The following is a 15,896-nucleotide window of genomic DNA, read 5'->3' as shown; positions in this document are numbered from 1 at the left end:
TGATCAGCCCGCGGCGCTCGTGTCGCCGGTCTTCTTGTCCCGGGCCATGCTTGCGCGGATCTCGTCCAGCCGGGCCACGTGCGCCTGACTCTCGGACTGCTTGACCTCCGCGGGCGGCGTGGTCTGGCCTGTCGCGCCGCCGAGCTGGTTGCCCGACATGCTGGCGCGGATCTGGTCCAGCCGGGACTCGCCGGCCATGTCGAGCGTCGACCTCTGCACCTCGAGCATGCGGCCCTCGACGGAGTTGGACGCGAGCTCGGCCCGGCCCATCGCGGTTGCGTACCGCTTCTCGATCTTGTCGCGGACCTCGTCGAGCGAGGGCGTATTGCCGGGCGCCTGGAGCGACGACATCGACTCCAGCGACTTCGCCACGGTCTCCTGCATCTTGGCCTGCTCGAGCTGGCTGAGCAGCTTGGTCTGCTCGGCCAGCCGCTGCCGGAGGATCATCGCGTTGTTCTCCACGGCCTGGCGGGCCGAACCGGCCGCGGACAGCGACTGGTCGTGGAGCGTCTTGGTGTCCTCCATGGTCTGCTCGGCGGAGACCAGCTCGGTGGCGAGCGTCTGCGCGGTCTGCTCGTACTTCTGCGCCTCCGCCTCGTCGCCGTCGGCCCGCTTGCGGTCGGCAAGCACGAGCGACTGCCGGGCCATGCCCTGGAGCCGCTCGACCTCGGACATCTGCCGGGACAGCTTCATCTCCAGCTGGCGCTGGTTGCCGATCACGGCGGCGGCCTGCTGGACCAGTCGCTGGTGCTGGCGCTGGGCCTCTTCGATCGCCTGCTGAATCTGCACCTTGGGATCGGCATATTCATCGATCTTGGCGCCGAACAGCGCTAAAAAGTATCGCCAGCTCTTGACGAACGGGTTCGCCATATCGCGCTATCCCCTCGGTGTGCGTGTCGCTGCCGCGGAACACGGCATGGTCTCCATCGTGGCAGGTGAAAACCAGCCCGTCATGCGACCTCGGGGGGATATCAGGGTGCCCCCGATCCCACGACATTACGCCTGGCATCCATCCGGAAACCAGGCGTGGGGTTGTCGAACAGAATCAGGCTGCGTAGATCACGTCGCGGCCGCGGTCGCCCGGGCGGGGCTTGCGGGTCGCGCGGAGCGTCGCCTTGAGCGGCGTGTCCTGCCGGACCGAGACGGAGACGTCCCCGTCGGCGCGGACCTGGCGGATCGAGTGCTCGTCGGACTGGGCCTTCGCCTCGTCCTGAAGCGGGACCAGCACGCCCTGCATCTGCTCGGCAAGCATCAGCGTGTCGCTGACCTCGCGGAGCACCTCGGAGAGCTGGGCGCCGAGTGCGTCACAGATCGCGGCCAGCAGCTCGCTGGAGGCCTCTTTCTGCCCGCGCTCGATCTCGGACAGGTAGCCGAGGCTCATGTTGGCCGCGGTCGACACCTCGCGAAGGGTCCGGTGCTGTCCCTGTCGGCGCGCACGAAGAGCATCACCGATCACCCGGCGTAGCAGGACCATCGCACCTCCTCCTGCGAGGGCCGCCGGCAAACGCCGGAAGCCTTCCCGCAACCGTACCCGTTGGTCGTGGCAGCTGACAGCTCACCCCGCCGCCGAACCATCGGCCCCACCCCGGAGGGTGAGAGCGCGGCGACCCCAGTCTACGGAGCGCCGCCATGTCTTTCCGGCCCGCGCGGACAACCGCCAACGAAAATCCCCAACCACCCACAATCAAAGATCATTCCCGGGTACGCGCAGCGTGCGCCGCCTGCGTCGCGAGGTGCGCGGCCCGCGCCGCCCTCCCCTTCGACGACGTGCGTGCGCGCCGCCCCGGCCAGGTGAACCCCGCCCACCCGGTCACCTACCGTGCCGCCGCGTTCGCTACAAGCGTGATCGCGACTCCACCCTTGACTTCCGGGGGCAGGCTATGCCGTCCCGCTCGGCAGCACGCTCACCCGCAGCCGGTCCGCAAGCAGCCGGAGCACCTCGGTGACAGTGGTCACCCGGATCGCCGCCCGGTCGCCGCTCAGGTCAAGCCGCCGCACCTCGGTCCCGCCCGGCCCGGCCACTGCCACGTAGACCAGCCCGACCGGCTTGCCGTCCTGCGGGTCCGGCCCGGCCACGCCCGTGGTGGACAGTCCCCAGTCAGCGCCGCACCGGGTCAGCACGCCCTCGGCGAGTGCGGCCGCCACGTCCGGATCGACGGGCCCGCGCTCGGCCAGCAGCGGCGCGGACACGCCGGCGAGTGTCGCCTTCAACTCGGTCGCGTAGACCACCACGCCGCCCCGGAACGCGGCGCTCGCGCCCGGCACGTCGACGAGCGTGGCGGAGACCAGGCCGCCGGTGAGCGACTCCGCCACCGCGACCGTCTGGCCGGCCTTGACGAGCCCGTGGATCACCGCGGCCGCGGCGGATGCACCGTCAGGCACCCAGGTCCCCTTCCCGGACGACACGGCCCGCCCCGACCGGCTGGTGTGCGAGCCTGCGGGCGCCGAGACGCAGCTGGACCGCCTGACGCACGTAGTCGACGCCGGTGATCACAGTGACCGCGACAGCGGCCCACATGGTCCACGCGGCGATCGTATCCATCCAGTCCGGCAGCGGGCAGAGATACAGCACGATCGCCACGGTCTGCAGCGCGGTCTTCAGCTTGCCGCCGCGGTTGGCCGCGATCACGCCGTACCTGATGACCCAGAGGCGCAGCAGAGTGATGCCCCACTCGCGGACCAGGATCACCGTGGTGGCCCACCACGGCAGCAGGTCGTAGAGGGAGAGCAGCACGAGCGCGGCGCCGGTCAGGGCCTTGTCCGCGATCGGGTCGGCGACCTTGCCGAGCTTGGTGACGTACCCGAACCGCCGGGCCACCCAGCCGTCCACGAAGTCGGTGAGCGACGCGACCAGGAAGACCACGCAGGCGATTACCTGGAGCAGCGACTCGTCGAACTCGGACCAGACCACAAGCACCACGAACACCGGCACCAGCACCAGCCGGAGCAGCGTCAGGATGTTCGCGGGATTGTGGATGGGCGCCTCGGGTGGCTCCGCGGCGGTCGGCGTCGGATCACCCGACGGCATCACCGCGCGGCCGCCGCAGAGATCATCTCGGTGGGTACGGCCACCAGGTCCACACCCTCGGTCCCGGTCACCGTGGCGCGCACGAAGTCGCCCGGCCGCAGCACGCCGACGTCCACGCCCTTGTCGCCGGCCACCAGCATCGTCGAACCGTCGACCTCCGGCGCCTGGTGGTGGGCGCGGCCCTCGACCTCGCCGTCCTCGACCGTGTCGACAAGCACCTCGACCGTGGAGCCGATCCGCTCCTCGGCGCGCTGGTTGACAAGCTCGTCGACGAGCGCGACAAGCTCGTCGTACCGCTTCTTGATCGTGCTCTTGCGGACCTTGCCGGGCAGGCCTGCCGCCTCGGTGCCGTCCTCGTCGCTGTAGTCGAACACGCCGACCGCGTCCAGCCGGGCCTCGGTCAGGAAGCGGATCAGCTCGTCCACGTCCGCGCGGGTCTCGCCGGGGAAGCCGACGATGAAGTTGCTGCGCGCGCCCGCCTCCGGCGCCAGGCTCCGCGCGGAGGCCAGCAGGTCAAGGAACCTGTCGGTGGAGCCGAACCGGCGCATCCGCCGCAGCACCGGCTCGCTCGAGTGCTGGAACGACAGGTCGAAGTAGGGCGCGACGCCGGGCGTGTTCGCGATCGCCTCGACCAGGCCGGGGCGGGTCTCGGCGGGCTGGAGGTAGCTGGCCCGGACGCGGACGATGCCGGAGATCGCGGCCAGCTGGGGCAGCAGCTTCTCAAGCAGGCGCGGGTCGCCGAGATCCTTGCCGTACGACGTCGAGTTCTCACTCACCAGGACCAGCTCGCGAACGCCGGTGCCGGCCAGCCACTCCGCCTCGGCCAGCAGCTCGTCCGGCTTGCGGGAGACGAACGCGCCACGGAACGCCGGGATCGCGCAGAACGCGCACTTGCGGTCGCAGCCGCTGGCCAGCTTGAGCGAGGCCACCGGACCGGACTCGAGGCGGCGGCGCAGGATCGGGCGCAGGTGCGCGGGCGTCGCCGCGTCGACCACCGAGTGGCCCGGGACGACGACAGTGGTGTCGCGGCGCTCGACAGGCGTGATCGGCAGCAGCTGGCGGCGGTCGCGCGGCGTGTGCGACTCGACCGTCTCGCCGGCCAGCACCGCGTTCAGCCGGGCGGAGATGTCGGGGTAGTCGTCGAAGCCGAGCACCGCGTGCGCCTCGGGGAGGCTGTCGGCGAGCTGCTTGCCGTACCGCTCGGACATGCAGCCGGCCGCGACCACCTTGGCGCCGGTGCCGTGCGCGGCGAGCAGCGTGTCGATCGAGTCCTGTTTCGCCTTCTCCACGAAGCCGCAGGTGTTGACGAGCACCACGTCCGCGTTTTCCGCGTCCGTGCCGACCTGCCAGCCCTCCGCATCGAGACGGGCGGCCAGCTCCTCGGAGTCGACCTCGTTACGGGCGCAGCCCAGGGTGAGCAGGGCGACGCGCTGGCGGGGGGAAGAAGGTGTTACGGACACCACCCGAGGGTACCGGCATGTCCGGCGATACCTCTCAGTCGCCCGGTGAGGTCGGCCACCACGGGGTGACCGGGTCGCAGCGGCGTTGCTACCGTCGGTGAGGTGAGGCCGCAATCTCGCGGTCATCCCGGACGAGTGCGGTCGTACCCGGTCTGCAAAGACGGCCGCTGAGCAGGTGACTCGTCATGGCATGGGTAGCACTCGTCGTCTCCGGCCTCCTGGAGACCGTCTGGGCGGTCGCGCTCGACCGCAGCGCCGGCTTCACCCGCCCGGTCCCCACCACGATCTTCGGCGTCGCGCTTGTGCTCAGCATGGCCGGCCTCGGCTATGCGCTGCGTACGGTCCCGGTCGGCACCGGCTACGCGGTCTGGGTCGGCATCGGTGCGGTCGGCACGGCAGTGGCCGGCATGACGCTGCTCGGCGAGTCCGCCTCGCTCCCGCGGATCCTCTGCCTGCTGCTCGTGGTCGCGGGCGTGGTCGGCCTCAAGGTCTTCCACTGACGCCGGTACAGGTCTTCACCTAACACCAACGCCGGTTGGCAATACGATTGCGCGATGCAGGATGAGGATCTCACCGCGGTCGCCGCGCTTGCCGACGGCGTGCGGCGCGCGGCGTACCGCGAGGTGGTGTCCGCGGGCGGCGCACCTGTCGGCCGGGACGAGGTCGCGGCCGCGCTCGACGTCGGCCGCACGCTCGCGGCCCACCACCTGGACAAGCTTGTGGACGCGGGCCTGCTCGAGGTCACCTACGCACGCCGCTCCGGCCGTACCGGGCCGGGTGCGGGCCGGCCGGCGAAGCTCTACCGGGCGTCCGCGGCCCAGCACGAGGTGAGCGTGCCCCCGCGCACCTACCGGACCGCGGCGGAGCTGCTGGCCGAGACGGTGGAACAGACGCGCGCGGACACGGCGCTCTTCGACGTGGCCCGGTCGCACGGGCGCGCCTCCGCACCGGCCTCCGCCGCCGCACCGGCCTCCGCGGCCGCACTGCTCACCGCGCACGGCTATCTGCCGGTCGGGGACGACGCCCGGATCGAGCTGCGCAACTGTCCGTTCCATCGGCTGGCCGAGCAGTTCCCACCACTGATCTGCGGGATGAATCTGGCGCTTGTCGAGGGGCTGCTGGAGGGCGCGGGCCTGGACGACGTCTGGTCAGCACGGATGGAGGCCGCACCCGGCCGATGCTGCGTCACCCTCTCTAAAAACAAAACTGATTGACACTAGAAGGTCACGTCTGGTGAGGTACCTCCATGGGGACCTTTCATCTCGCGCACTTCAACGCCGCCAGACTTCGGGCACCGCTTGACGACCCGGCCACCGCGGGATTCGTGGCAGGCCTCGACCCGATCAACGCGCTCGCCGACCGCTCCCCCGGCTTCGTCTGGCGGCTGGCCGACGGCCCGGTCGGCAACACCACTGTCACGCCGGTCGACGGCGTCATCGCCACCCTGTCGGTCTGGGAGTCGCTTGAGGCGCTGCGGGCGTTCACCTACCAGAGCGAGCACCTCGACTACCTGCGCCGACGCCACGACTGGTTCGTCTCGCTCGGCTACCGCGCCTCGCTGGTCCTCTGGTGGATCCCGGCCGGCACTATTCCCACGCCGCAGGAGGGCGTGACCCGCCTCCGCAGACTGGGCGAGCACGGCCCGACACCTGAAGCGTTCACATTCCGTCAGCCGTTCCCCACACCGGAGGCGCCCGCGTCCGCTGCGCCGGAGATGCTCGTGCCCACAGCGCCGGAGACGCTCGTGCCCACTGCGCCGGAGACGGCTACGGCCGCAGTGCCGCCATCGCCTCTTCAAGCTCGTCCGGCTTGATCAGCACGTCCCGGGCCTTGGAGCCCTCGGACGGCCCGACGATCCCGCGCGACTCCATCAGGTCCATCAGCCGGCCCGCCTTGGCGAAGCCGACGCGGAGCTTCCGCTGCAGCATGGACGTGGAGCCGAACTGGCTGGTCACCACCAGCTCGATCGCCTGGAGCAGCAGATCGAGGTCGTCGCCGACCTCCTCGTCGATCTGCTTCCTCGGGTCGGCGACCGGCGTGGTCACGTCCGTGCGGAACTCGGGCTCGCGCTGGTCCTTGCAGAACTTGACCACCGCGGCGATCTCGGCCTCGGTGATCCACGCCCCCTGGATGCGGGTCGGCTTGGACGCGCCCATCGGCAGGAACAGCCCGTCGCCGCGGCCGAGCAGCTTCTCCGCGCCCGGCTGGTCCAGGATGACCCGGGAGTCGGCAAGCGATGAGGTGGCGAACGCGAGGCGGGACGGCACGTTCGCCTTGATCAGGCCGGTGACCACGTCCACCGACGGCCGCTGGGTGGCCAGCACCAGGTGGATGCCGGCCGCGCGGGCCAGCTGGGTGATGCGCACGATCGAGTCCTCGACGTCGCGCGGCGCCACCATCATCAGGTCGGCCAGCTCGTCCACGACCACGAGCAGATAGGGGTACGGCTTCAGCTCGCGCTCCACTCCGGGCGGGGCCTTGATCTCCCCGGACCGGACCTTGCGGTTGAAGTCGTCGATGTGCCGGACGCCGTTCGCGGCCAGGTCGTCGTAGCGCATGTCCATCTCGCCGACGACCCACTCCAGCGCGGTCGACGCCTTCTTCGGGTCGGTGACGATCGGCGTGACCAGGTGCGGGATGCCCTCGTAGGAGGTCATCTCCACGCGCTTCGGGTCGATCAGCAGCAGCCGCACCTCGTCCGGCGTGGCGCGCGTCAGGATCGACACCAGCAGCGAGTTCAGGCAGGAGGACTTGCCGGCGCCGGTCGCGCCCGCGATCAGGATGTGCGGCATCTTGGCCAGGTTCGCCACCACGAAGCCGCCCTCGATGTCCTTGCCGAGCGCGGCGAGCATCGGGTGCTGGTCCGAGGTGGCGTTGTAGGAGCGCAGCACGTCGCCGAGCGCCACGTTCTCCGGGTCCGAGTTCGGGATCTCCACGCCGACCGCGGACTTGCCGGGGATCGGGCTGAGGATCCGCACGTCCGCCGACTTCACCGCGTAGGCGATGTTCCGGGACAGCTGGGTGATCCGCTCGACCTTCACGCCGCGGCCAAGCTCGACCGCGTACCTGGTGACCGTCGGCCCGCGGGTGAAGCCGGTGACCTCAGCGTCCACGCCGAACTGGTCGAACACGCCCTCCAGCGCGGCGGTGATCTCCTCGTTTGCCCGGCTGGCCTTCTTCGCGGCCGCGCCCTCCACAAGCAGGTTCGGCGGCGGCAGCTGGTAGTCGCCCTCGATCGCGGTGATCGCCAGCTGCTCGGCCCGGGTCGGCGGTGGTGCGGACGAGTGCTCCGGCGCGACCCGCCGGCCGGACGCCTTCTTCGTCTTGGTGATCTTCGGGAGGGAGACCGTCTCCTGCATGTCGTCGAGCAGCTCGCCGAGGTCGTCCCCGGGCGGCGGGGGCGGCATCTCGTCGTCCGGGCCGGGCGAGTCCGCGTGACCGGCGGCCTTGCGCCGGGCGGCACGGCGACGCGCGGGCCGCGGCGCCTCCTCCTCGTCCTCGGGCTCGTCGTCGTCCAGATCGTCGTCGTCGAGGTCGTTGCGGGAGCGGTCACCGAGCGGCCGGCCGGCGAACGCCTCGACCAGGTCGCCGAGCCGCTCCGGGATCTTGTTGATCGGCGTGGCCGTGACCACAAGCACACCGAAGAGCAGGAGCAGGATCAGCAGGGGTACGGCCACCCACGGCGTCACGGCCGCGACGAGCAGCGAACCCACGCCGTAGCCGATCAGGCCGCCTGCGAAGTCGAGCTGCTGATCGCTTACCGGGCGCTGTGCCACATGGAGCAGTCCGTCGCCGGCCACGATCAGCGCGGTCCAGCCGACCAGCCCGCTCCCCCGGTGCGCCGGGTCCACGGGCTCACGCATCAGCCGGATCGCGCTGTAGAGCAGCAGCAGTGGAATCGCTATCGACACCGCGCCGAAGAAGAGCCGGATGGTGTCCGCAAGCCAGGCGCCGACCGGGCCGGCCGACTCGAACCAGACCGCGACCGCGACCACGATCGCCAGGCCGAGCATGAGGAAGCCGGTGCCGTCGCGCCGGTGCGCCGGATCGAGGTCCCGCGCGCCGCCGATGCCGCGCCCGACCTGCCGCACGCTCCAGCCGACCGCGCCGGCCGTGGCCATCCACAGTGCGCCGAGCGTGCCCGCCGCGAGCGCGAGCGGGTTGACCCCGGAACTGCTCCTGGCACGGGTACGCGGTGCGGCCCGTTTCCGGGGCGTGGCCGCGCGGGCACGGGACTGGGCCGGCGTGCGCGACGAGGAGGATGTGCCCGTCCGTGCCGCGGGCGTGGTCCGCCGCTTCGCCGGAGAGGTACGACCTGCCATGATGCCACGGTAACTGCGACGCGCCGGGAAGGCCGGTCTATTCGGCGCGTGTCATCGGGTTCGAGATCTCACTCTCACCGATATGTTGCGGCTTGACCCGGATTGTCAGGCGGGCTGTGTGGACCGGCGCCGCAACCGCACCGCGAGCCCGGCCCAGGAGACCACGACCACCAGGCCCAGCACGATCCGCGCGGCCCAGACGTGGTCCTCCGGATAGATGACGCCGGCCAGGTAGCGGTCGATGAACCCGGCGTCCGAGACCGGCTGGCCCGCCCGCTCGCGCGCCAGGTGCTCCAGAGTGGTCAGCGGGCAGGTCAGGGACGCGGCCACCACAAGCACTCCCCACGCCGCGGTGGTCAGGTGCAGCCAGATCGTCCACGGCCACCGCCAGGCGAGATAGCCCCCGAGCGCCAGGTAGGCGAGGAACGCGAAATGCAGCCCCAGCACGATCGTCACCAGCGCTTCGTAGACCACGCCGCAACGGTAGCGCCCGATGGGGTCTTGGTCTTTCCGCGCCCGGCCACGGATCCGGTGGCCGCGGGAGCTCGCGGAACCGGACCACCGCGGAGGCGGGACAGCGATCTGAAAGCTCTTGATCTTGAGGTGGTGGCCGGCCCGCGGCGCTGAAGAGAAATCGGTGCGAGGCGGCTGACCCGTTGACCGCCTCGCACCGACGTTTGTGTGACCGCTAGTTCACCGCGAACTGGAGCGCGAAGTCGCCGGCTCCTGCGGCCGAGGCGACCCGGTAGCGGTAGTTGCCGGCCACGCCCGCGAAGGAGATCGTCTCGGTGCCGGAGTCGGTGGCCGCGCGGGCCACCGTCACCCAGCGCCCGCCGGTCACCTGCTGCTGCAGGTAGAGGTCGAAGTCGGCGCCCGCGGGCGCGGTGAGGCAGGCGGCGTGGGTGCCGGCCGGGGCCCGGAAGCGGACCGCGTCGCGGCGCTGGCCGGGGCGGCTCAGCGTGCCGGACCGCTCGACGCTGCCGGCAGTCGCACAGGCGGGCTCGGCCGCGGGCGGCGACGCGGGCGCGGACGGGGAGGCGGACGAGGCGGGCGGCGTCACAGGTGGGGTGCCGCCTCCGCCGCCGCTGCCGCCGGTGACGAGCGTGAGGTCGTTCTTCTCGAGGATCTCCGCGACCGGCTGGAAGAACGTGACGCCGCCGACTATGCAGTCGCCGGACCCGCCCGAGGTGACGCCCTGGGCCTGGTTGCCGGAGATGAACGAGCCGCCGGAGTCGCCCGGCTCGGCGCAGACGCTGGTCCGGGTGAGGCCGGTGACCGAGCCCTCGGCGTAGTTGACCGTGGCGTTGAGCGCCTGGACCTCGCCGCAGTGCAGGCCGGTCGTGGAGCCGGAGCGGCAGATGGACGCGCCGACCGGGGCCACGTCGGCGCCGGCGACCGGGAGCACGCCGCCGTTGTAGTCGTTGACGGAGGCGGTAGGCGTCCAGTCCCCGTTGGTCCGCACCACCGCGAAGTCGTCGCCGGGGAACGAGGAGACGCTGAACTCGCCCTGCGGGGCGCCGTTCACGCCGTCGGTGCCGGCACCTGCCTGGCCGCAGTGGCCTGCCGTGACGAAGCCGCCGACGACCGCGAAGCCGATCGAGCAGCGCGCGTTGCCGATGGTGAACGCGTCGCCGCCGACGATGTCGAAGAGCGGCTTCGGCGCCTCCTGGCTGCGCTCGACGCGCACCGCTGCCGCGTCCACGCCGCTGGCGGCCGCGAACTCCTTCGCGGCGGCCTCCGCGTCCGCGACGTCGGACCGGGCGAGCAGCACCACGGCGTTCGCGGCCGGGTCGATGTACCAGCCGGGGATCGACTCGGAGGCGTTGTCCGCGTTCGTGTCCAGCGCGGCCTTGACCGAGTCGAGCGCGGCGGAACTGTGTTGCACGATCTTCGGCTCGGCGCCGGCCGTCCGCACCTGGTCGGCCAGGCCCTGGTCGGTCACCGCGATGGTAAGCGTCGTCGCGTCCCCGGTCAGCCACGCGCCGGCCCAGGCGGCGCCGGCCACGGCCTTGACGGTCCGGACCGTGGCCGTGGCCTCCCGCTCCGCGGCAAGGCGGTCGGTCGCCTGCTCCGTGGTCAGGTCGAAGTCGCGGGAGAGCGCGGCAAGCACCTCCGGCTCGGCGAGGACCTGGTCGACGGCGACGTCATCTGCCGGCTTCTCCCGCCCGACGGTGTCGGCGAGCGCGGGAAAGGTCAGTGCGGCGGTGGCTCCGGCCGTGACAATGACCGCCGCCGTGGTGATTGCGCGTCTTCGATCCATCGTCATCTCCTTACCTGACTCCCCCGCCGGACGCCGATGCGACGTCGGGGAGAAGTACGGGGTGGGGTCAGACATGGATTAAAGGATCGATCGTGGCAAAAGTCACCAACCGTTCGGTGAACCTCTTTTGTCCACCTTGCGTACAGCAGTCGGTCGATCCGGCCGACTTCGCGCGATAGAGATCAACGAACCTTGGTCAACTTGCTTTCGCACGCCTTCGCCAGGAACGCCCGCCAGGCATCGCCGGAGAAGGCGAGCACGGAACCGGTCTCATCGCGCACCCACACGCCGGACTCGGCGGACGCGACCTCCACGCAGGACGCGGTGTCACAACGCCTGCTCTTACGCCACTCGCGCCTGGTCCGCTCGGGCAGGTCGACAGGATCGGCTGCACTCATCTGAGCCTCCCTTCACTGCCACTGAATGTAACCATTTATTCACTCAAAGCAATAGAGCGCACCCGAAATCAGGCACGCTCCATCACTGGGAGTTGTCAGCGGCTCAATGTGTCCCGTTTGACAAGATCAGCGAAAGCATTCCACCGCGCAATTGGGAAACGAAGGAAGGCACCGTCCGGATCTTTTCCATCGCGCAACCCCACGGCACCACCGGGAAGTACACTGATCTCCACACATGCCGCCGTGTCACAGTAGGAACTCTTGAACCATCGGATTTGAGAATTCATTGTCACTTCCCCTCGGATTCGCAAAAAGGGCCGAGGGTATCTTTACAAAGGAAATCCCGTCCCGCGGGATTTACGGCGCGACACGCTTTCCCGCCCGACCTCGGCCCGCAACTCCGCCATCCGCGCCTCGATCAGCCGGACCGAGACCTCGGTGTCGAAGCTCTCCGCCCACAGCTGGTCGAAGGTCTCCCGATACCGCCGGATCTCCTTGACCGAGTGCGCGAACGTGTCCTGAAGCCAGCCGCCCTCCCGGTAGAGGAAGACGTCCTCCTCGTCGCCGAGCTCCAGGATGGTGAACGAGCCGAGCATTGCCGAGATGGCTCCCTCGGTGAAAGGGATTATCCGCACCGAAATCTGCCTATCACGGACAAATTTCAGGACGGCCGCGAGCTGATCCGCGAAGAGGGACGGGCCGCCGATGGTCCGATGCAGGACCGACTCGTCGAGAACCAGCAGGTACTCGGGCGGATCAGGCATCGAGAACAGTATCTGCCGGCGATGGGCGCGCAAGTCCACACGCACCTTCAGGCCCTCGCCGTCCGGGTCCTCACCCGACCAGAAGTTGTAAATCCAATTCGCATAGTCCGGCGTCTGCAGTACCCCGGGAATCAGCGTGGCCTGGAAGACGCGGATGGCGGTGGCCTCGGACTCGAACTGGAGGAGTTGGAGCATCGCCGGGGTCAGGTGGTCGCGGTACTCCGGGCGGGTCCACCAGCGCTGCCGCCGGGACGCCTTCGCATCCTCGACCAACTGGTCCACCCGCCGCGGATCCCGCACGTCCAGCAGCAGAAGCGCGGCCCGCAGGTCGGTCGTGGAGACCGACACGTCGCCGCTCTCGATCCGCTGCACCTTGGACAGCGACCACTCCAGCGCGTCCGCCACCTGCTGTTGCGTCAGCTTCTGCCGCTGCCGCGCGTTGCGCAACGCGAGCCGCACCCGGCGGCGGGCCACGGCCGGCGGGTCCTGGGCGGTCATGGCGCGGTGTCCACGCCGGCCGGCCTCGAAGCCGGTGTCTGCCGTACGGCCGGTAGGGACACCGCAGACTGCACCGGTCTCAGCCCTCGCCGAACGTGCGCGCCCGGGCCAGCGCGCGCCGCACCCGCCCGAACTCGCGCAGGTCGGCGGACTCGTACAGCGTCACGGCGCCTCGGTAGAACACGGTCATGGTAGGCAGCTCCCCCAACCGGCACCCGGCCTGTGCGAAGGCCGGGCGCCGGTCGTCCCCCCAGGGTGGTTCCCCCCGCTGACGTCGAGTACAGCAGCTACCCACCGTGATCGCCATACGTCTATCAGCGGTATGGCAAATAGCGGAAAGCGCAACGGCCGGTGCGTACCCGCACCGGCCGTTGCGCTTCAGAGGTGGATCGTCAGACCTCGACCACGTTCGGGACGATCATCGGGCGGCGGCGGTACGCCTCGTTCACCCAGCGGCCCACCACCCGTCGCACGATCTGCTGCAGCTGGTGCGGGTCGGTGATGCCGTCGCCCGCGGCCCGGTTCAGCGCGTCCGTGATCAGCGGCAGCACCGGGTTGAACGCCTCCGAGTTCTCGGAGAAGCCCTTCGCGGAGATGGCCGGTCCGCCGACCACCTTGCCGGTGGCGGAGTCGACCACGACCGTGGCCGCGATGAAGCCGCCGTCGCCAAGCACCTTCCGCTCGGTGAGCAGCGACTCGCTGACGTCGCCGACCGCGAGGCCGTCCACGTAGACGTAGCGGTTCGCGGCGTGGCCGACGATCCGGGCCCGGCCGTTGATCAGGTCGACGATGTCGCCGTCCTCGGCAAGCACCACGTGCTCCGGCGCGATGCCGGACTCGATGCCGAGACGGCCGTGGGCGCGCAGGTGCCGCCACTCGCCGTGCACCGGCATCAGGTTGCGCGGCTTGACCACGTTGAGCAGATAGAGCAGCTCACCGGCGGGCGAGTGGCCGGACACGTGGACGCGCGCGACCTCCTTGTGGATCACGGTGGCGCCGGCCCGGGAGAGCCTGTTGATCACCCGGTAGACCGAGGTCTCGTTGCCGGGAACCAGCGAGCTGGCCAGCACCACCGTGTCACCGGTCTCGATCGTGACGTGCCGGTGGTCGCCGGTCGCCATCCGGCCGAGCGCGCTCATCGGCTCACCCTGCGAGCCGGTGGACATCAGCACGATCTCGTCCGGCGGCAGGTTCATCGCCTCGTCCATGCCGACGACAAGGCCGGGCGGGATGTGCAGCAGCCCGAGATCGCGGGCGATGCCCATGTTCCGCACCATCGAGCGGCCGATGAACGCGACCTTGCGGCCGTGGTCCCGCGCGCCGTCGAGCACCTGCTGGACGCGGTGCACGTGCGAGGCGAAGCTGGCCACGATGATGCGGCCCTTCGCCTTGCCGAAGATCGAGTCGATGACCGGCCCGATCTCCCGCTCCGGGGAGACGAAGCCGGGGATCTCCGCGTTGGTCGAGTCGGAGAGCAGCAGGTCGACGCCCTCGGCGCCGAGCCGTGCGAACCCGGCCAGGTCGGTGATCCGGCCGTCCAGCGGCAGCTGGTCCATCTTGAAGTCGCCGGTGTGCAGCACGGTGCCGGCCGGCGTCTTGATCGCGACCGCAAGCGCGTCCGGGATGGAGTGGTTGACCGCGAAGAACTCGCAGTCGAACGGCCCGAGCTTCTCGCTCCGGCCCTCCTTCACGGTAAGCGTGTACGGGTCGATCCGCCGCTCGGCCAGCTTCGCCTCGACGAGTGCCAGCGTGAACTGCGACCCGACGAGCGGAATGTCCTTCTTGTGGGCGAGCAGGTACGGCACCGCGCCGATGTGGTCCTCGTGCCCGTGAGTGAGCACGATGGCCTGCACGTCGGCAAGCCGATCCAGGATCGGTGAGAAGTCCGGCAGGATCAGGTCCACGCCGGGCTGGTCCACGTCGGGGAAGAGCACCCCGCAGTCGACTATGAGCAGCTTGCCGTCGTACTCGAAGACGGTCATGTTGCGCCCGATCGCGCCCAGCCCGCCCAGCGGAAGCACCCGGAGAGCGCCCTTGGGCAGCGGCGGCACGTGAACGGCGGTCTCGTCGCTCACCCCGTCACCACCCGGTGCCGAGCGAACAGGGTTGTACGTTGCGTCATGCAATCACCTCGGTGCGTTCATCATGCCGCGAGCTCCACGCCAGCGGCCAGGCAATCGGCGCGCAGCTGCGCCGTCTCGTCATCTGTGGCATCCACAAGCGGCGATCGCACCGGACCGGCCGGCAGGCCCTGGGCGTTGAGCCCGGCCTTGACCAGAATGGTGCCCGCGGTGCGGAAGATGCCTGTATAGATCGGCAGCAGCTGCCGGTGCAGCCGGAGCGCCTCGGCGACGTCGCCGCGCTCGAACGCCGCGATCAGCTCCTGCGTCTGCGGCCCGACGAAGTGGGTGGACGTGCCGACCACTCCCGCCGCGCCGATCGACAGCCAGGGCAGCGTCGCCGCGTCCTCACCGCTGTAGTACGCCAGGCCGGTCCGGGCCATCACCTCGGAGCTCGCGAACAGATCGCCCTTCGCGTCCTTCACGGCCACGATGTTCGCGTGCCCGGCGACGCGGATCAGCGTCTCGGTCGCGATCGGTATGCCGGCCCGGTGCGGGATGTCGTAGAGCATCACCGGCAGCCCTGTCGCGTCGGCCACCGTGGTGAAGTGCCGGACCAGGCCGGACTGCGGCGGCCGGTTGTAGTACGGCGTCACGACCAGCAGACCGTCCGCGCCGGCCTTCTCGGCGGCACGGGCCAGCTCCACGGTGTGCGCGGTGTCGTTCGTCCCGACACCGGCGATGATCTGGGCGCGGTCGCCGATCGCCTCGCGCACGAGCCGGATCAGCGTCTCCTTCTCCGCCTCGGTCGTGGTCGGGGACTCGCCGCCGGTGCCGCTGAGCACCAGCGCGTCGTTGCGCTGCACATCGACCAGGTGCACGGCGAGCTTCTGCGCGCCAACCGCGTCGAGCGAGCCGTCCGGGCGGAACGGCGTCACCATGGCCGTGATAACTCGTCCGAATGGCCGCCGGGCGTCGGACCCGCGGGCGGCACTCTGGTCGTGCGTCATGCACACAACCTAGCGGACGGCCGCGGACCGGCCTTACGCCCTCGTCGCCTCCGGGCCGCGCTTTTCAACCCACGAGGGTACGGGAGGACGCTTCTT

16 protein-coding genes and 1 riboswitch are annotated in these 15,896 nt (G+C 70.3%); of the genes, 3 read left to right on the top strand and 13 right to left on the bottom strand.

The features are described 5' to 3' along the window. Window positions 1–3: 3 nt before the first annotated feature. The 5 genes from ACIA8K_RS21285 to rimO form a co-directional block, all read right to left on the bottom strand. On the bottom strand, window positions 4–870 hold the full coding sequence (locus ACIA8K_RS21285; protein ID WP_396061786.1) for a PspA/IM30 family protein: 867 nt from the start codon (window positions 868–870) through the stop codon (window positions 4–6). Window positions 871–1,045: 175 nt separating this feature from the next. Continuing rightward, window positions 1,046–1,474 carry a helix-turn-helix domain-containing protein gene (locus tag ACIA8K_RS21280; RefSeq protein ID WP_396061784.1) on the bottom strand — a complete coding sequence of 143 codons (429 nt, stop codon included), beginning with the start codon at window positions 1,472–1,474 and terminating at the stop codon, window positions 1,046–1,048. 404 nt (window positions 1,475–1,878) lie between these two features. After that, window positions 1,879–2,382 (bottom strand): CinA family protein, encoded by a 504-nt coding sequence (locus ACIA8K_RS21275; protein WP_396061782.1) that lies wholly within the window; start codon window positions 2,380–2,382, stop codon window positions 1,879–1,881. Next, entirely contained in the window at window positions 2,375–3,028 is a 654-nt protein-coding gene (gene pgsA / locus ACIA8K_RS21270) for a CDP-diacylglycerol--glycerol-3-phosphate 3-phosphatidyltransferase (RefSeq protein ID WP_396061780.1), read from the bottom strand. Before pgsA ends, ACIA8K_RS21275 begins: the two co-directional genes overlap by 8 nt. Beyond that, window positions 3,028–4,491, bottom strand: coding sequence for a 30S ribosomal protein S12 methylthiotransferase RimO (gene rimO, locus ACIA8K_RS21265; protein ID WP_396061777.1), 1,464 nt, complete (start codon window positions 4,489–4,491; stop codon window positions 3,028–3,030). Before rimO ends, pgsA begins: the two co-directional genes overlap by 1 nt. 98 nt (window positions 4,492–4,589) lie before the next feature. After that, window positions 4,590–4,658, top strand: a riboswitch (guanidine-III (ykkC-III) riboswitch). A 15-nt stretch (window positions 4,659–4,673) separates the two neighbouring features. Here rimO and ACIA8K_RS21260 point away from each other — a divergent pair. Genes ACIA8K_RS21260 through ACIA8K_RS21250 form a run of 3 tightly spaced genes read left to right on the top strand, consistent with a single transcriptional unit; the run spans window position 4,674 to window position 6,301 of the window. Next, window positions 4,674–4,988: a DMT family transporter gene (locus tag ACIA8K_RS21260; RefSeq protein WP_396061774.1), complete on the top strand. Its 315-nt coding sequence runs from the start codon at window positions 4,674–4,676 to the stop codon at window positions 4,986–4,988. Between the two features lie 54 nt (window positions 4,989–5,042). Continuing rightward, the gene (locus tag ACIA8K_RS21255) at window positions 5,043–5,702 is read left to right on the top strand and encodes a helix-turn-helix transcriptional regulator (RefSeq protein ID WP_396061771.1); all 660 of its coding nucleotides are present in this window, start codon (window positions 5,043–5,045) and stop codon (window positions 5,700–5,702) included. Window positions 5,703–5,734: 32 nt separating this feature from the next. Then, window positions 5,735–6,301, top strand: a complete 567-nt coding sequence (locus ACIA8K_RS21250) for a DUF3291 domain-containing protein (protein WP_396061768.1) — start codon at window positions 5,735–5,737, stop codon at window positions 6,299–6,301. On the opposite strand, the gene ACIA8K_RS21245 is transcribed toward ACIA8K_RS21250, so the two are convergent. From ACIA8K_RS21245 to dapA, 8 genes are all read right to left on the bottom strand, one after another. Continuing rightward, on the bottom strand, window positions 6,255–8,810 hold the full coding sequence (locus ACIA8K_RS21245; RefSeq protein ID WP_396061765.1) for a DNA translocase FtsK 4TM domain-containing protein: 2,556 nt from the start codon (window positions 8,808–8,810) through the stop codon (window positions 6,255–6,257). The genes ACIA8K_RS21250 and ACIA8K_RS21245 overlap by 47 nt on opposite strands. A 105-nt stretch (window positions 8,811–8,915) precedes the next feature. After that, the gene (locus ACIA8K_RS21240; RefSeq protein ID WP_396061762.1) at window positions 8,916–9,284 is read right to left on the bottom strand and encodes a DUF2784 domain-containing protein; all 369 of its coding nucleotides are present in this window, start codon (window positions 9,282–9,284) and stop codon (window positions 8,916–8,918) included. Window positions 9,285–9,498: 214 nt separating this feature from the next. Then, complete coding sequence (locus ACIA8K_RS21235) at window positions 9,499–11,070, bottom strand: S1 family peptidase (protein WP_396061760.1); 1,572 nt, start codon at window positions 11,068–11,070, stop codon at window positions 9,499–9,501. 182 nt (window positions 11,071–11,252) lie between these two features. After that, window positions 11,253–11,468 (bottom strand): DUF397 domain-containing protein, encoded by a 216-nt coding sequence (locus ACIA8K_RS21230; RefSeq protein ID WP_396061757.1) that lies wholly within the window; start codon window positions 11,466–11,468, stop codon window positions 11,253–11,255. A gap of 95 nt (window positions 11,469–11,563) precedes the next feature. Next, window positions 11,564–11,755 carry a DUF397 domain-containing protein gene (locus ACIA8K_RS21225; protein ID WP_396061754.1) on the bottom strand — a complete coding sequence of 64 codons (192 nt, stop codon included), beginning with the start codon at window positions 11,753–11,755 and terminating at the stop codon, window positions 11,564–11,566. A gap of 42 nt (window positions 11,756–11,797) precedes the next feature. After that, entirely contained in the window at window positions 11,798–12,730 is a 933-nt protein-coding gene (locus tag ACIA8K_RS21220; protein ID WP_396061751.1) for a helix-turn-helix domain-containing protein, read from the bottom strand. A 392-nt stretch (window positions 12,731–13,122) separates the two neighbouring features. After that, window positions 13,123–14,805: a ribonuclease J gene (locus ACIA8K_RS21215; protein ID WP_396061749.1), complete on the bottom strand. Its 1,683-nt coding sequence runs from the start codon at window positions 14,803–14,805 to the stop codon at window positions 13,123–13,125. Between the two features lie 68 nt (window positions 14,806–14,873). Continuing rightward, window positions 14,874–15,800: a 4-hydroxy-tetrahydrodipicolinate synthase gene (gene dapA, locus ACIA8K_RS21210; protein ID WP_396061747.1), complete on the bottom strand. Its 927-nt coding sequence runs from the start codon at window positions 15,798–15,800 to the stop codon at window positions 14,874–14,876. Window positions 15,801–15,896 lie beyond the last annotated feature (96 nt).

Source organism: Catenuloplanes sp. NPDC051500 (genome assembly GCF_044454585.1).
Classification (GTDB): Bacteria; Actinomycetota; Actinomycetes; order Mycobacteriales; family Micromonosporaceae; genus Catenuloplanes.
Note: the sequence above shows the minus strand (reverse complement) of the source record. Positions and strands in the feature narration are given on the sequence as shown.

Coding starts and splice junctions, on each gene's coding strand:
- ACIA8K_RS21285 (WP_396061786.1), bottom strand. CDS start 870: ATGGCGAACCCGTTCGTCAAGAGCTGGCGATACTTTTTAGCGCTGTTC.
- ACIA8K_RS21280 (WP_396061784.1), bottom strand. CDS start 1,474: ATGGTCCTGCTACGCCGGGTGATCGGTGATGCTCTTCGTGCGCGCCGA.
- pgsA (WP_396061780.1), bottom strand. CDS start 3,028: ATGCCGTCGGGTGATCCGACGCCGACCGCCGCGGAGCCACCCGAGGCG.
- ACIA8K_RS21260 (WP_396061774.1), top strand. CDS start 4,674: ATGGCATGGGTAGCACTCGTCGTCTCCGGCCTCCTGGAGACCGTCTGG.
- ACIA8K_RS21255 (WP_396061771.1), top strand. CDS start 5,043: ATGCAGGATGAGGATCTCACCGCGGTCGCCGCGCTTGCCGACGGCGTG.
- ACIA8K_RS21250 (WP_396061768.1), top strand. CDS start 5,735: ATGGGGACCTTTCATCTCGCGCACTTCAACGCCGCCAGACTTCGGGCA.
- ACIA8K_RS21245 (WP_396061765.1), bottom strand. CDS start 8,810: ATGGCAGGTCGTACCTCTCCGGCGAAGCGGCGGACCACGCCCGCGGCA.
- ACIA8K_RS21235 (WP_396061760.1), bottom strand. CDS start 11,070: ATGGATCGAAGACGCGCAATCACCACGGCGGCGGTCATTGTCACGGCC.
- ACIA8K_RS21230 (WP_396061757.1), bottom strand. CDS start 11,468: ATGAGTGCAGCCGATCCTGTCGACCTGCCCGAGCGGACCAGGCGCGAG.
- ACIA8K_RS21225 (WP_396061754.1), bottom strand. CDS start 11,755: ATGAATTCTCAAATCCGATGGTTCAAGAGTTCCTACTGTGACACGGCG.
- ACIA8K_RS21220 (WP_396061751.1), bottom strand. CDS start 12,730: ATGACCGCCCAGGACCCGCCGGCCGTGGCCCGCCGCCGGGTGCGGCTC.
- dapA (WP_396061747.1), bottom strand. CDS start 15,800: ATGACGCACGACCAGAGTGCCGCCCGCGGGTCCGACGCCCGGCGGCCA.